We start from the raw sequence: 13,115 nt of genomic DNA on the forward strand, positions 1-13,115 counted from the left end.
GCCCCCTCGTCTCGGACGGACGCGCGGCACGTTCGGTTGCGGCTGTTCGTGGCCGGAACCGCGCCGCGCTCGCTGCGCGCGGTCGAAGTGCTGCGCCGCATCTGCGAGGCGCACGTGCCGGGCCGCTACGAACTGGAGATCGTCGACATCTATCAGCAGCCCGACCTGGCCGAGCGCGACGGGATCCTCGCCGCACCCACACTCCTGAGACTGGCGCCGGCGCCGGAACGGCGCCTCTCGGGCGACCTCTCGGACGAGGGCCGCGTGCTGCGCAGTCTCGAGATCGCGTCCGCCGCGGAGCCGCTCTGATGGGTGTGGACGCTCTGCTGCCCGGCGACGAGCCCGGGCTCGACGCCTATCGCGCCCATATCCGCGAGCTCGAGGCGCGGCTGGAGGAGAGCGAGGAGACCCTCGCGGCCATCCGCCGGGGCGATTTCGACGCCGTCGTGGTGGAGGGGCCCAACCACGAGCGCCTCGTCTACACGCTCGAGAACGCGGACCTGCCCTACCGGGCACTGATCGAGCAGATGCAGGAAGGCGCGTTCACGTTGGCGCTGGACGGGACGCTGCTCTACTGCAACCGGCGGCTGGCCGAGATGCTCGGCGAGCCGCAGGAGCGCCTGACCGGCCGCGCGCTCCGGAATTTCGTCCACGTGGATGTCGACCTCGGGCGCCTGATCCGGCACGCGATGGACGGGCCCGTCCGCGAGGAGATCGCGCTGCGCGCGGCGGCGGGGTCGGAGAACGCGACCTTCCTGTCGCTCAGCCGCTTCGCCTGCCAGGGCGATCAGCCGCTCCTCTGCGGGATCCTGACGGACCTGACCGAGCAGCGACGCAATATGCAGGCGTTGGCGGAGGCCCATGCCAGGCTCCAGTCCGAGAGCGCCGAGCGCGAGCGCGTGGAGGAGGCGCTGCGGCAGTCGCAGAAGCTCGAGGCGGTGGGGCAGCTGACCGGCGGCGTCGCCCACGACTTCAACAACCTGCTGACGGTGATCAAATCCTCCACCGACCTGCTCAAGCGGCCGGACCTGCCGGAGGAGCGCCGTCGCCGTTACGTCGAGGCGATCTCCGATACCGTCGACCGCGCCGCCAAGCTGACCGGCCAGCTCCTCGCCTTCGCGCGCCGCCAGGCGTTGCGGCCCGAGGTTTTCGAGGTGGGCGCCTCGCTCCGGGCTGTGGCGGAGATGCTGGATTCGGTCACCGGCGCGCGCATCAGCGTTCTGGCCGAGATCCCCGCCACACCCTGCTACATCCGCGCCGACCTCAGCCAGTTCGAGACCGCGCTGATCAACATGGCGGTGAACGCCCGCGACGCGATGGGCGGTGAGGGCACGCTCACCCTGCAGCTATCCGGCGACCGGCCGATGCCGGCGATCCGCGGACACGCGGGGTCGCGCAGCACCTTCGCGGCGGTGTCGCTGTCCGACACCGGCATCGGCATTCCGGCCGACGTGCTGCCGCGCATCTTCGAGCCGTTCTTCACCACCAAGGACATCGGCAAGGGCACGGGGCTCGGGCTGTCCCAGGTCTTCGGCTTCGCCAAGCAGTCCGGGGGCGACGTCGACGTGTCCAGCAGCCCGGGCCACGGCACGACCTTCACGCTCTACTTGCCACAGGCGGAGCACGCGCCGGACATGCCCGTCACGCCGCGGAGCGAGGAGAGCGGGCTCGACGGCGCCAGCCTCTGCGTGCTGGTCGTCGAGGACAACATCGAGGTCGGCCGCTTCGCCACACAGATCCTGGAAGATCTCGGGCACAAGACCGTCTGGGCGACGAATGCCGAGGAGGCGCTCGTCGAGATCGAGAGGATCCCCTTCCGTTTCGACGCTGTCTTCTCCGACGTCGTGATGCCCGGCATGGGCGGTATCGCGCTGGCCCGCGAGCTGCAGCGGCGCCTGCCCGACCTGCCGGTGGTCCTCACCTCCGGCTACAGCCACGTGCTGGCGCAGGAGGGCGTCCACGGCTTCGACCTGATCCAGAAGCCCTACTCGGTGGATCAGCTCTCGCAGACCCTCCGCAAGGTCGTCGGCAAGGGCCGCGCCGGAGCCCGGCGGCGGCGCTGAGGCCGGCTCCTAGCGGGTGCCGTACATCCGGTCGCCGGCGTCGCCGAGGCCCGGGACGATGTAGCCGTGGTCGTTCAGGTGGCTGTCGATCGCCGCGGTCCAGACCGGCACGTCCGGATGGGCGGCCTGGAACTTGGCGAGGCCCTCCGGCGCCGCCAGCAGGCAGACGAAGCGGAGGTCGGAGGCGCCCCGGGCCTTGAGGCGGTCGAGGGCCGCGATCGCCGAGTTGGCGGTCGCCAGCATCGGATCCAGCACCAGCACCGTCCGGTCGGCCAGATCGGACGGCGCCTTGAAGTAGTACTCCACGGCTTCCAGCGTCTCGGGATCCCGGTAGAGCCCGATATGCGCGACGCGGGCCGACGGGACCAGCGACAGCATGCCGTCGAGAAAGCCCACTCCGGCGCGGAGGATCGGCGCGAGCACCAGCTTCTTGCCCTGGATCTGCTGCCCCTGCATCGGCTGGAGGGGCGTCTCGATGGTGACGGGCTCCAGCGGGAGGTCCCGGGTCACCTCGTAGGCCAGGAGCATCCCGATCTCGTTGAGGATCTGCCGGAAGCCCTTGGTCGAGCGGTTCTTGTCCCGCAGATGGGTCAGCTTGTGCTGCACCAGCGGGTGATCGACCACGGTGACCCGAGCCGTCGACATGCCCCGAACCCTCCCCTTGTGGTTGAGGAGCAATGCAGGAGCGAAGGCCGAGGTGCAACTCGTCCCGGTGATCCCGGCGGAAGGCCGGATCGACGGAGGTGCGTGAGGACTCGGGTAGGCATCGCAGCCGGGCGCGGAATCCTCTCGGAAGGATGGGGGCTCGGTCGGCGCGGACCGTCGCGTGCGGGTCCGGCTCAAGCGTCACTTGTATCGTCGCCGTCAACGCTTTCGTCTGGATAAGAGAGATTCTCGGTCGAAGCAGATACCAGAACCTGCGCGACGGTTGACCTTTATCTGATATGAAGATGTAGATTTGTTCGGTTAATTATGTATTTTTGAATTATTTTTGCAAGTCAAAACCATTCTATGATGTTTTTAAGGCGCGAGTTGTGCGAGATTCCGAAGTGGCTAGATGCAGTCGCCTGCGTCGGGCCGCCCGATGCGATTGTCCCGCACTCGGATCTGGCCGAGGATCGTCATGCGCGTATCCATTCCACTCAAAGCAATCCTGGCCCTTCTCTTCGCGGGAATTGCCCTGATCTCCGCGGCGCAGGGCGGTCTGTCCCTCCGTCAGCTGGCCGGGATCGGGCAGGCTGCGACGGCACTGGCCAGGGACTGGGTGCCCTCCCTCGAGAAGGTCGGCGCGATCGAAGTGGCGGCCTCCGAGGTGCGCATCAAGCAGTACCGGCTCATCCTACTGTCGGATACACCGGAGCACCGGGACGCCAATGAGGCCGCCCTGGCGAACACGCACGCGCGGCTGCGCGACGCGCGCCGGGCTTACGAACCGCTGATCACCACCGTCGAGGAGCGGCGGCACTACGACGCGTTCGGCGCGTCCTGGACCCGACTCGCGGAGGTGGAACGGGACGTGCGGCGCCTCGTGGAGGCGGGGCGGCAGACGGAGGCGACCGCGCTGCTGATCCGGCCCGACGTCGTGGCACTGTACGACGGCGCCCGGGCGGCCCTGGCCCGTCTGGCGGACCAAGACGAGAAAGCGGCGCAGCAGGACGCGGACGCAGCGATGATCCGGGTCGAGGCCGCGTCCGCCGCGGCCGTCGCCAGCATCGGCCTCGCGCTGGTGTCCGCCCTGGCGGCGGCGATCTTCGGCCTCCTCTACATCTCGCGGCCGATCGCCGCGATGACCGCCGCGATGACCCGGCTGGCGCGGGGTGAGGCCGGCACCGACGTCCCGTTCCGACACCGTCGCGACGAGATCGGCGCCATGGCGGCGGCCGTGCAGGTGTTCAAGGACAACCTGATCCGCACCCGGCAGCTCGAGGTGGAGGCCGAGGCGGCCCGGCAGGACGCGGAGCGTCAGCGCGGCCTCGCGATGCGGCAGGTCGCCGACCGCTTCGCCGACGCCGTCGGCGGGATCGTCGCGCAGGTCTCGACCGCGGCGGCATCGTTGCAGGCCACGGCCCGCGGCATGACGGAGACCGCGGCCGAGACCGCGGGGCAGTCGACCACCGTCGCGGCCGCGGCCGAGGAGGCGGCCAGCAACGTCGGCACCGTGGCGGCGGCGGCCGAGGAACTCGGCGCCTCCGTGCAGGAGATCGGCCGGCAGGTCGACGGCTCGGCCGGCCTCGCGCGGGCGGCGGTCGCGGAGGCCGACCGGACCGGCGCGCTGGTCCGGGACCTGAGCGAGGCCGTGGCGCGGATCGGCGACGTGGTCGGGCTGATCTCGACCATCGCGGGCCAGACCAACCTGCTGGCGCTCAACGCCACGATCGAGGCGGCGCGCGCGGGCGCAGCCGGGCGCGGCTTCGCGGTGGTGGCCACGGAGGTGAAGGCGCTGGCCGAGCAGACCGCCCGGGCCACGGAAGAGATCGCGGGCCAGATCGGGCGGGTCCAGGCCTCGACCGGGCAGGCCGTCGCGGCGATCGGGACGATCACGGCCCGCATCCGGGACATCGACGGCGTGGCGACCACGATCGCGGCGGCGGTGGAGCAGCAGGGCGCGGCGACCCACGAGATCGTCCGCAACGTCGGTCAGGCCGCGGCCGGCACCGGGGAGGTGACCCGCAGCATCGTCAGCGTCGCGGGGGCCGTCGAGAAGACCGGTCAGGCCGCCGGGCAGGTTCTGGCCGAGGCGTCGCGGCTCTCGGAGCAGTCCGAGCACCTGAACGGCGAGGTGGCGCGGTTCCTCGATCGCGTCCGCGCGGCCTGAGACGGCACGCGGCATTCAGGGGTGCGTCCGGGCCGATGGGCCCGGACGCCGCGTCGCAGAATCAGACCGCGCGGCCGCCACCCTCGGTCCGGCGCTTGGCCATGAACGCGTCGAACTGCTCGCGGTCCCGGGCGCGCTTCAGCTCCTCCACGAAGTTCGAGAAGGCGCGGCTCTCTTCCTCGAGGGCGCGGCGCTGCGCCTCGAGGCGGTCGAGCTCGGCCCGGCGGTACTCGTCGAAGGCGGCGTTCCCGCTGCCGCCGCGGCGGTTCGCGGCCTCGAAAGCGCGGGCGAAGCGCGACGCGGGGCGCCCGCCCTCGAACCCCGACACCGTCCGGCGCGCGGCGTCCCGAATCTCGGCGAAGGCCGGGTAGCCCGCGAATTTCCAGGCCACGAGCGCGAGGCCGATCGGCCACCAGTAGATGAAGCCCACCACGATCGCGCCGATCTCCAGCGACCGACGCGGGAACGGGCCGGACCGGCAGAGCCTGCCGGTCGCCCAGGGAGAGGAGGTTTGAGAGGTCACGGCTGTGCTCCGCTGTTCATGTGAACGCGGTTAACATGCGGGTCCGGCGGGGGCCTTTCAAGGCCGCCCACCGCCGCCGTCGCGCTCGCCGGGGCGCCCCGCCCCGTGGACCAGGGCGAGGACTCCGGCCCGCAGCAGCTCGTACTTGTCGGGGAAGCCTGGGCCGCGCGGCAGATGGCCGGCGGCCGAGAGGGTGGCGAGGCCGTGCGCCAGCGCCCAGACCTCCAGGGCGATGAACCGGGGTGCCACGCCCCCGAACCCGTCCGCAAAGGTCGCCTGCAGCGCTTCCACCAGCAGGTCGAAGGGACTCGGCCGCGCCTCCGCGCTCGCGGCGCCGGGCGGCGCCTCGGGATCGGCCCCGCCGGCGGGTGCCCCGCGGGTCTCGAAGATCGCCGCGTAGTAGGCCGGCTCCTCCTCGGCGAAGGCGAGATAGGTCTCACCCATCCGGGTGAACCGCTCCAGCGGCGTCCCGCGCGACGTCAGGGCCCGCGCCAGACGCGCGGCGAGCTCCGCGAAGCCGCGCCCGGCCAGCTCCTCGAGGAGCGCCTCGCGGCCGCGGAAATGGCGGTACAAGGCGGCCGGCGTTACGCCGACGAGCCGCGCGGCGTCGACCAGGGTGAAGCCGCCGATCCCGCGCTCGGCGATGAACCGGCGCGCGGCCTCCAGCAGGGCCTCCTTCAGGTTGCCGTGATGGTAGCTCCGCCGGTCGTCCGGCCCGTCCCGCCAGGGTCGCAAGATCTCACATCCTTCGCGCGCCTATTACACCACACCGGACCTCTACGCCCCTGTCGAGTCCGAAGACCAACGAAGTCGGTTTTTCCGAGGTCGGCCTCTACATGACCGGTGAACACGACGGTTGTTTCAGGCGCATGGGGCGACGCTTGACCGCCCCCGGATAACTGTAACAGTGTTAGACATCCGCAACCGAGCTTCCACGGCAGGACAACGAGCATCGCGCATGGCTTTCGTGAGCCTCAAGGCGTGGCGGGCCCGCTCGGCGGAGCGCGCCGCGATCGCGGCGCGCCTGAAGCAGGATCTGCGGACGGCCCTCGGCCTCGGCGAGGCCGACACGCTGGCGGTCAACGAGATCGCCTGCGCCGATCCGGGCTGCCCCGACATGGAGACGATCGTGCTGGTGATGCGCGCCGGCGCGCCCACGCGCGCCCTGAAGATCCGGCGCCCGATCGACGCGGTGGATCCCGACGACATCGCGGCGCTCGTGGCGGAGGACCGGTCGTCCGACGCGCCGCCGTCCGGCGTCTCGACAATGTGATCCGGCGCGGGGGCTTTCCGTCTTTGGGGCGCACAGGTCACAGGGACGGGGCCGGGCGCGCGACGTAGCATCCCGCCAACAGCAGCCCCCCGCGCCGACGGGGTCGCGGGAGGATCGCACGCCATGAAGAGCCGCCGTCACGTCCTCGCGCTCGTCGGCCTCGCCCTCGCCGGCCCGGCCCTGCTCGGGGTCCCGACCGCTGCCCTGGCGGGCGAGACCCGGCCGTTCTCGGACGCGGCCTTCGAGGCCGCGCAGAAGGGCGGGAAGCCGGTGCTGATCGCGGTCAGCGCCCCGTGGTGCCCGATCTGCCGGACGCAGAAGCCGATCCTCGCGAAACTCGCGGCCGAGCCGCGTTTCAAGGATCTCCAGATCTTCGACATCGACTTCGACAGCCAGAAGGAGCTGCTGCGCCGCCTGAACGTGCGGATGCAGAGCACGCTGATCGCCTACAAGGGCGCGACCGAGGTCGGCCGCTCGGTCGGCGAGACCCAGCCGGAATGGATCGAGGGCCTCGTCGAGAAGACCCTCTGACCGACGGCGCGTCGCCGGATCTCCCCGGTCCGGTTCCGTTCAGGGAAGCTCCGGCATAAGCCCGATCCAGACCCGCATGACGGGTCCGGCGGAGATGATCACCGGTGTCGAGCCCCCCTTTGTCAGACGTCCCGGGTCCCGATGCGATCGTGGCGGTGCCCGTGCGCAACGAGGAGGAGCGGATCACCGCGTGCCTGCGGGCGATCGACGCCCAGGAGGGTGCTGAATCGGGGCGCGTCGGGCTCGTGCTGTTCCTGAACAACTGCACGGACGGCACCGAGGCCCTCGTCACCGCGCTGGTGCCGACGCTGTCGATCCCGGTCCGGGTGTCCGTCGAGAATTTTTACGGCGCCCATGCCGGATGGGCCCGGCGCCGGGCCATGGACGCCGCCGCCGCCTGGCTGGGTGATGCGGGGAATGCGGGGATCATCCTGTCGACCGACGCCGACAGCCGGGTCCCGCCCAACTGGGTGGCGCGCAATCGCGCGGCGATCGAGGCCGGGGCCGACGCTGTGGCCGGCCGGGTCGAGCTCGACGCGGCGGAGGCGGCGCTGCTACCGCCCTCGCTCCCCGCCCGCGGCCGGCTGGAGGACACCTACGACGCCCTGATCACCGAGGTCGAGGCGCGGATCGATCCCGATCCGAACGACCCCTGGCCCTGCCACCGGACCGCGATCGGCGCGACCCTCGCGGTGACCCGCAGCGCGTACCTCGCCGTCGGCGGCATGCCCGAGATCCCGCTCGGCGAGGACGGCGCCTTCATCGCCCGGCTGCTGGAGCACGGGCTGCGGGTCCGGCACGCCACCGACGTCTGCGTGACCATCTCGGCCCGCCTCGCCGGGCGCGCGCCGGGCGGCGTGGCGGACACGATCCGCTCCCGCTGCGAGGAGCCCGACGCGCTCTGCGATGCCCGGATGGAGACCTTCCCGCGCGCAGTGCGGCGCTACCTCTGGCGGCGGCGATTCCGCCAGATGCACGGGCGCGGGGCGCTCGCGCGGAGCGACGGCTGGGCGCGGGCGATCGGCATCGTTCCGCCGGAGGCGCGGCGCATCGCGTCCCTCCCGCTGGGTCAGGCCATCGCGGAGGCGGAGCGCGCCAGCCCGCGCCTCGCCTACCGCCCGATCGGCCCGCGCCAGCTGCCCGGGCAGATCCGGATCGCGCGGGTCGGCGTCGTCGCGATCCGCCTCGGCCTGGGGCTCATCGGCGTGGCGCAGCGGCTCGCGGGCGCGGTCGCGCCCGGGCGGACGGTCTCCGACCCGCGCGGCAGCCGCATCTGACTCCGTCAGGGGCGGCGTTCCAGCACGTCCCGAGGCGCCACGCCGAACCGGCGGCGGAAGGCGCGGCTGAAGGTGGCCGCGTCGGTGAAGCCGCAGCTCGTCATCACCGACCCGATCCGCGTGCCGCCGCGGAGCCGCTTGTAGGCCCGGTCGAGCCGGGCGTCGCGGATCTTCGCCGCCACGCCCTCGTCGCCGGTGAAAGCCGCGTAAAGGCGGCTTCGCGAGACCCGCAGAGCCGTCGGCAGCGATTCCGGCCCGAAGGCGGGATCGTGCAGTCGGCGCTCGATATGGGCCAGGGCCAAGGCCCGCACGGCGTCCCCGGACAGGTCGTCGCCGGCCGTCTCGCCTTGGCGGTCGGCCAGGGCGCGCAGCAGGTGCAGGACGCCCTCGAGGGCGATGCCGGCTTCCGCCTCCGACATACCGCCGACCGTCTCGGAGAACGAGCGCAGATAGGTCGCGAACAGGCCGCTGAGCGGCGTCGCGCGGAGACCGCGCCCGGCGAAGGCGTGCACGCTGCCGACCTGGCTCACGAAGGCGGCGCGCGGCACCTGGAGGCGGATCTCCTCGTAGGAATCGCGGCTGCCGATCGCGAAGGGCTGGTCCATGGCATGGACTGCGATGTCGCCGGCGCCCAGCACGGCGCCGCTGTTGCCCTGCTCGATGTAGCCGCTGCCCTGGAAGAGGAGCACGATCGCGATGTCGTCGCTCCCGTCCCGGCGCACGTGCTGCGTCGTGCGCTCGACCCCGATCGGTTTGCTCAGGGTGTGCAGGATCGCGCCGTGACGGGTGATCGCGAGCCGGCGGCCCGCCGCGAACGGGATGTCGGGTGCCAGCGGCGTCGCGTTGACGCGCGCCAGTGCCGTGCTGCGCCAGTAGTCGAAGGCGCGCTTCTGATCGACCGAGTCGGTCGTCTCGACGACGATGGGAACGGTTTCGCGAACACTCAAGGCACGGCGATCCCATGCGCCGACGTCGGCCGACGCTCACGCCCGCAACGGGAACGCCGTCGAGAAGGTTGCCGATCCGCGGGAGAGGCGTGACCTGAGCTAATGACCGGCGCGGACCCGCCTCACCGATCCGCCGCCGCCACTCGAGGGTCGGAGCGGGTCGCGGACGCGTCGGCGAAACGCAGCACCACCGCGCGCCCAGCGGCCGGCGGCGACGGCAGGCTCGCGCGGAATCGCGCGGTCTCGGTCGCGGCGAGGATCGTCCGCGGCGGCGCGACCGTGAAGGTCTTGATCGTCCGACCGCCGGCGTCGCGGATCTCAACGCTCAGCGGCGCGACGGGCGCGTCCGAGCGCGCGACGCCGACGAGGTCGCCCTCGACGACGAGTTCCGCGGGACTGTCGTCCTCGGCCGGGTTGTAGAAGGCGACGACATCGCGGATCTCGATCCCGCGCACGTTCACCGGCAGGCCGATGCGCGCGAACAGGGAGGCGGTCTGCGGGACGGCCCGGACCACGCTGGTCCGGGCGAGGCAGACGAGCGGGATCGCCGCCAGGAGCGTCAGGCCGAGAGCCAGCGACGGGGTGAGACCCGGGATCGAGCGGCGGGCCTTCCCGGCGGCCTTCCCAGCGGCCTTCCCGGCGGACTTGCGCTTGGCGGACCGTCGGGATTCGGGCGCCGGAACGTCGGTGGCATTCCGCACCGAGGCGGTCGCCTCCTCCCAGGCCGCGTCCGCGAGGGGATCGGTCTCGGCCTGCGCGGCGAGCTCCGCCTCGTGGCCGGCGAGGACGTCGGCGGGCGAGATGAACCACGTCTCGCGGCAGGCGGCACAGCGGACCGAACGGCCCTCCATGCCGACCTTGCTGGCGTCGATGCGATATTCGCTCGCGCAGCTCGGGCAGGCGATCAGCATCCGCGCCATACTCGCATCGATCGGCCGCGACCGGGCCGGACTGTGAATTGCTTGAAGAAGTGTGCCCGAACAGGGTTAAGGGGCCGTGAAATCCCCGAGGCCTTGAAAACGCCCGCCGCTCCGGCGATTCCCGAGGGACGGACAGACGAGATACGGCACGGCTTTGAACCTACAAGCGAGCATGAAGAGCCTGCTGCCCGGCGCGGAGCGACCGGTGGTGCAGTTCGAGAATGTCGGCATGCGCTACGGCCTCGGGCCGGAGGTGCTGTCCGACGTGAGCTTCCGCATCGCGCCGCGCTCCTTCCAGTTCCTGACCGGTCCGTCCGGCGCCGGGAAGACGACGCTGCTGCGCCTGATCCTTCTGTCGGTGCGGCCGACCCGCGGGCTCGTCTCGATCTTCGGCGAGGAGGTGAGCGACATCTCCGCGAAGGCGCTGACCGGGCTCCGGCGCCGGATGGGCGTGGTGTTCCAGGATTTCCGGCTCCTCGACCACCTGACCACCTACGAGAACGTCGCCCTACCGCTGCGCGTCCAGGGCCGGGCCGAGGCCAGCTACCGGGCCGAGGTGGTGGAACTGCTGCGCTGGGTCGGCCTCGGCGAGCGCATGCACGCCCTGCCCCCGCTGCTCTCGGGCGGCGAGAAGCAGCGCGCGGCCATCGCCCGCGCGCTGATCGCGCGGCCCGACCTGCTGCTCGCGGACGAGCCGACGGGCAACGTCGATCCGGGCCTCGGGCGGCGGCTGTTGCGCCTGTTCCTGGAGCTGAACAAGCTCGGGACCTCGGTCATCATCGCCACCCACGATTTCGGCATCATGGACGCCGTCGATGCCCGCCGGATGGTCCTGGGCGAAGGCCGGCTGCGGATCGAGGAATGAGCACTCAGGCGATGCCGCGGACGAAGGCCGGTGGATCGGCCGTTCCGCCCGACCCGTCGATGCCGGCCAACCTGCGCCGCAACGCGCCGCTGGTGCCCACCGACACGGCGGCGGGGCGCTCCCTCGCGGCGGTCATCGCGATCCTCACCTTCCTCGCCGGCCTCTGCGCGGGCGCGGCCGAGATGGTCGCGACGAACGCCGCCCAGTGGCAGGGCGACGTGGCGCGGGAGGTCACGATCCAGGTCCGGCCCGGTCCCGGCCGCGACGTCGACGCCGACGTCGCCCGCGCCGACGGCATCGCCAAGGCCGAACCCGGGATCGCGGAGACGCGGGTGTTCAGCAAGGCCGAGGCGGAGCGCCTGCTCGAGCCGTGGCTCGGGACCGGGCTCGACCTGTCCGACCTGCCGGTGCCGCGGCTCATCGCCCTCAAACTCTCCAGCAGCCAGGCCGCCGATCTGAAGCGGCTGCGATCACGCCTCGTCGAGGCGCTGCCGGGCGTCGCAAGCCTCGACGACCACGCCCTCTGGCTGCAGCGGCTCTCGACCGCCGCCAACGCCTTCGTGGGGATCGGGATCGGGCTCGTGCTGCTCGTCCTGATCGCCACCGGCCTCGCGGTGACCTTCGCGACACGCGGTGCCATGGCGAGCAACCGCGAGGTGGTGGAAGTGCTGCATTTCGTCGGCGCCGACGACGACTACATCGCCCGCGCGTTCCAGCGGCGGTTCTTCGGCCTGGGCCTGCGCGGCGGCGCGATCGGCGCCGGTCTGGCCCTCGTGGCCTTCGTGATCGCCGGGCTCCTCGCCCGGGCCGCGCGCTCCGGACCGGCCGGTCAGGAGGTCGAGGCGCTGTTCGGCGCGTTCCATATCGGCCTGCGCGGCTACGCCAGCGTGATCCTGATCGGCGTGATCGCGTCCCTCGTCACGGGCGTCGTCTCGCGCGTGACCGTGCGGCGCTTCCTGGCCTGATCCCTGCTGCGTCACGAAGACGTGGAAATAGGGGGTCTTACGAGCGCGTTTACCATCTGGAAACTTTATCGTTGCGGTGTGGAAACAGTTGACTGCGCCGGCCTCCGAGCCGCCGCAATCGGCGCCGATTCTCCGGAGGATGACCACGCGTATGCTGCGCGCATCGGATCCGCCCTCGACCGACGCCGTCGGCTGGGCCTGGCACGAGTGGGGTCTCCCGCGCCGCGCCGCCGCGCGCCCGCGCGACCGGCGGCGGATCGCGCTCTGGACCTGCGGCCTCGGCGCCGGGCTCGGGATGCTGGCCCTGTTCGCGGGCTTTCTCGTGTTCGTCGGCGCGCTGGCCCGCCAGGAGCGGACGCCGACCGACCGGGCGGACGGGATCGTCGCGCTGACCGGCGGTGCCCAGCGGATCGGCGACGCGATCGACCTGCTCGCGGGCGGCTACGGGCGGCGCCTGCTCATCACCGGGGTCAACGAGCGGACCAGCCGCGACGAGATCGCCCGGCTGAACCCGACCCAGCGCGCCCTGATCGCCTGCTGCGTGGATCTCGACTACCGGGCGCGCAACACGATCGGGAACGCCATCGAGACGCGCCGCTGGATGCGCGCGCACCGGTTCAGCACCGTGGCGGTCGTGACCTCGAACTACCACATGCCGCGGACGCTGGTCGAACTCGACCACGCCCTCCAGGACAGCGACCGCGTCCTGCCGCATCCGGTCGTGAGCGAGGCCTTCGATGCCGATCGCTGGTGGCAGAACCCGCCGGCCGCGCGCCTCCTGGCCTCCGAATACATGAAGTTCCTGGTCAGCTGGGTCCGCACGCGCTTCGAGGCGGATCCCGAACGCTCCCGCGCGGCGATCCTGATCGGGCGCGGCAAGCCGGTGAAGATGGTGGCCGAGCCGCTCATGCTCCGCGGCGTGGATTGAGGGCGCGG

14 protein-coding genes are annotated in these 13,115 nt (G+C 71.8%); 9 read left to right on the plus strand and 5 right to left on the minus strand.

Annotated features, from left to right (window positions below; genetic code table 11):
* Window positions 1–48 precede the first annotated feature (48 nt).
* Together ACLBYB_RS11105 and ACLBYB_RS11110 are read left to right on the plus strand one after the other, a co-directional pair.
* Window positions 49–309: a circadian clock KaiB family protein gene (locus ACLBYB_RS11105; RefSeq protein WP_447698780.1), complete on the plus strand. Its 261-nt coding sequence runs from the start codon at window positions 49–51 to the stop codon at window positions 307–309.
* On the plus strand, window positions 309–2,063 hold the full coding sequence (locus tag ACLBYB_RS11110; RefSeq protein WP_447698781.1) for an ATP-binding protein: 1,755 nt from the start codon (window positions 309–311) through the stop codon (window positions 2,061–2,063). Before ACLBYB_RS11105 ends, ACLBYB_RS11110 begins: the two co-directional genes overlap by 1 nt.
* A 9-nt stretch (window positions 2,064–2,072) precedes the next feature.
* Here the strand turns inward: ACLBYB_RS11110 and upp are convergent, their stop codons facing one another.
* Window positions 2,073–2,708: a uracil phosphoribosyltransferase gene (gene upp / locus ACLBYB_RS11115; RefSeq protein WP_020096508.1), complete on the minus strand. Its 636-nt coding sequence runs from the start codon at window positions 2,706–2,708 to the stop codon at window positions 2,073–2,075.
* Between the two features lie 478 nt (window positions 2,709–3,186).
* On the opposite strand from upp, the gene ACLBYB_RS11120 reads away from it, so the two are divergent.
* Window positions 3,187–4,878, plus strand: coding sequence for a methyl-accepting chemotaxis protein (locus ACLBYB_RS11120; protein WP_447698782.1), 1,692 nt, complete (start codon window positions 3,187–3,189; stop codon window positions 4,876–4,878).
* Between the two features lie 61 nt (window positions 4,879–4,939).
* Here ACLBYB_RS11120 and ACLBYB_RS11125 read toward each other — a convergent pair whose 3' ends face one another.
* Window positions 4,940–5,401, minus strand: coding sequence for a DUF2852 domain-containing protein (locus tag ACLBYB_RS11125; RefSeq protein WP_447698783.1), 462 nt, complete (start codon window positions 5,399–5,401; stop codon window positions 4,940–4,942).
* Window positions 5,402–5,458: 57 nt separating this feature from the next.
* A complete protein-coding gene (locus tag ACLBYB_RS11130; RefSeq protein ID WP_132366537.1) occupies window positions 5,459–6,136 on the minus strand; it encodes a TetR/AcrR family transcriptional regulator in 678 nt (225 codons plus the stop codon).
* A 223-nt stretch (window positions 6,137–6,359) separates the two neighbouring features.
* Here ACLBYB_RS11130 and ACLBYB_RS11135 point away from each other — a divergent pair, with 223 nt between their 5' ends.
* The 3 genes from ACLBYB_RS11135 to ACLBYB_RS11145 all read left to right on the plus strand — a co-directional run bounded on the left by ACLBYB_RS11135 (window position 6,360) and on the right by ACLBYB_RS11145 (window position 8,482).
* The gene (locus tag ACLBYB_RS11135; protein WP_020093604.1) at window positions 6,360–6,674 is read left to right on the plus strand and encodes a hypothetical protein; all 315 of its coding nucleotides are present in this window, start codon (window positions 6,360–6,362) and stop codon (window positions 6,672–6,674) included.
* 123 nt (window positions 6,675–6,797) lie between these two features.
* Complete coding sequence (locus ACLBYB_RS11140) at window positions 6,798–7,205, plus strand: thioredoxin family protein (RefSeq protein ID WP_091683330.1); 408 nt, start codon at window positions 6,798–6,800, stop codon at window positions 7,203–7,205.
* Between the two features lie 149 nt (window positions 7,206–7,354).
* Window positions 7,355–8,482 (plus strand): glycosyltransferase, encoded by a 1,128-nt coding sequence (locus ACLBYB_RS11145; protein ID WP_447698784.1) that lies wholly within the window; start codon window positions 7,355–7,357, stop codon window positions 8,480–8,482.
* 5 nt (window positions 8,483–8,487) lie between these two features.
* Here ACLBYB_RS11145 and ACLBYB_RS11150 read toward each other — a convergent pair whose 3' ends face one another.
* Together ACLBYB_RS11150 and ACLBYB_RS11155 are read right to left on the minus strand one after the other, a co-directional pair.
* Entirely contained in the window at window positions 8,488–9,429 is a 942-nt protein-coding gene (locus ACLBYB_RS11150; protein ID WP_447698785.1) for a helix-turn-helix domain-containing protein, read from the minus strand.
* A 122-nt stretch (window positions 9,430–9,551) separates the two neighbouring features.
* Window positions 9,552–10,340: a zinc-ribbon domain-containing protein gene (locus tag ACLBYB_RS11155; RefSeq protein WP_447698809.1), complete on the minus strand. Its 789-nt coding sequence runs from the start codon at window positions 10,338–10,340 to the stop codon at window positions 9,552–9,554.
* A 181-nt stretch (window positions 10,341–10,521) separates the two neighbouring features.
* On the opposite strand from ACLBYB_RS11155, the gene ftsE reads away from it, so the two are divergent.
* The 3 genes from ftsE to ACLBYB_RS11170 all read left to right on the plus strand — a co-directional run bounded on the left by ftsE (window position 10,522) and on the right by ACLBYB_RS11170 (window position 13,107).
* The gene (ftsE, locus tag ACLBYB_RS11160) at window positions 10,522–11,214 is read left to right on the plus strand and encodes a cell division ATP-binding protein FtsE (RefSeq protein WP_020093599.1); all 693 of its coding nucleotides are present in this window, start codon (window positions 10,522–10,524) and stop codon (window positions 11,212–11,214) included.
* Window positions 11,211–12,179, plus strand: coding sequence for a cell division protein FtsX (locus ACLBYB_RS11165; protein ID WP_020093598.1), 969 nt, complete (start codon window positions 11,211–11,213; stop codon window positions 12,177–12,179). The genes ftsE and ACLBYB_RS11165 overlap by 4 nt, the downstream gene beginning before the upstream one ends.
* A 151-nt stretch (window positions 12,180–12,330) precedes the next feature.
* Window positions 12,331–13,107 carry a YdcF family protein gene (locus ACLBYB_RS11170; RefSeq protein ID WP_056528310.1) on the plus strand — a complete coding sequence of 259 codons (777 nt, stop codon included), beginning with the start codon at window positions 12,331–12,333 and terminating at the stop codon, window positions 13,105–13,107.
* The last annotated feature ends 8 nt before the right edge of the window (window positions 13,108–13,115 follow it).

Source organism: Methylobacterium sp. D54C (genome assembly GCF_053345595.1).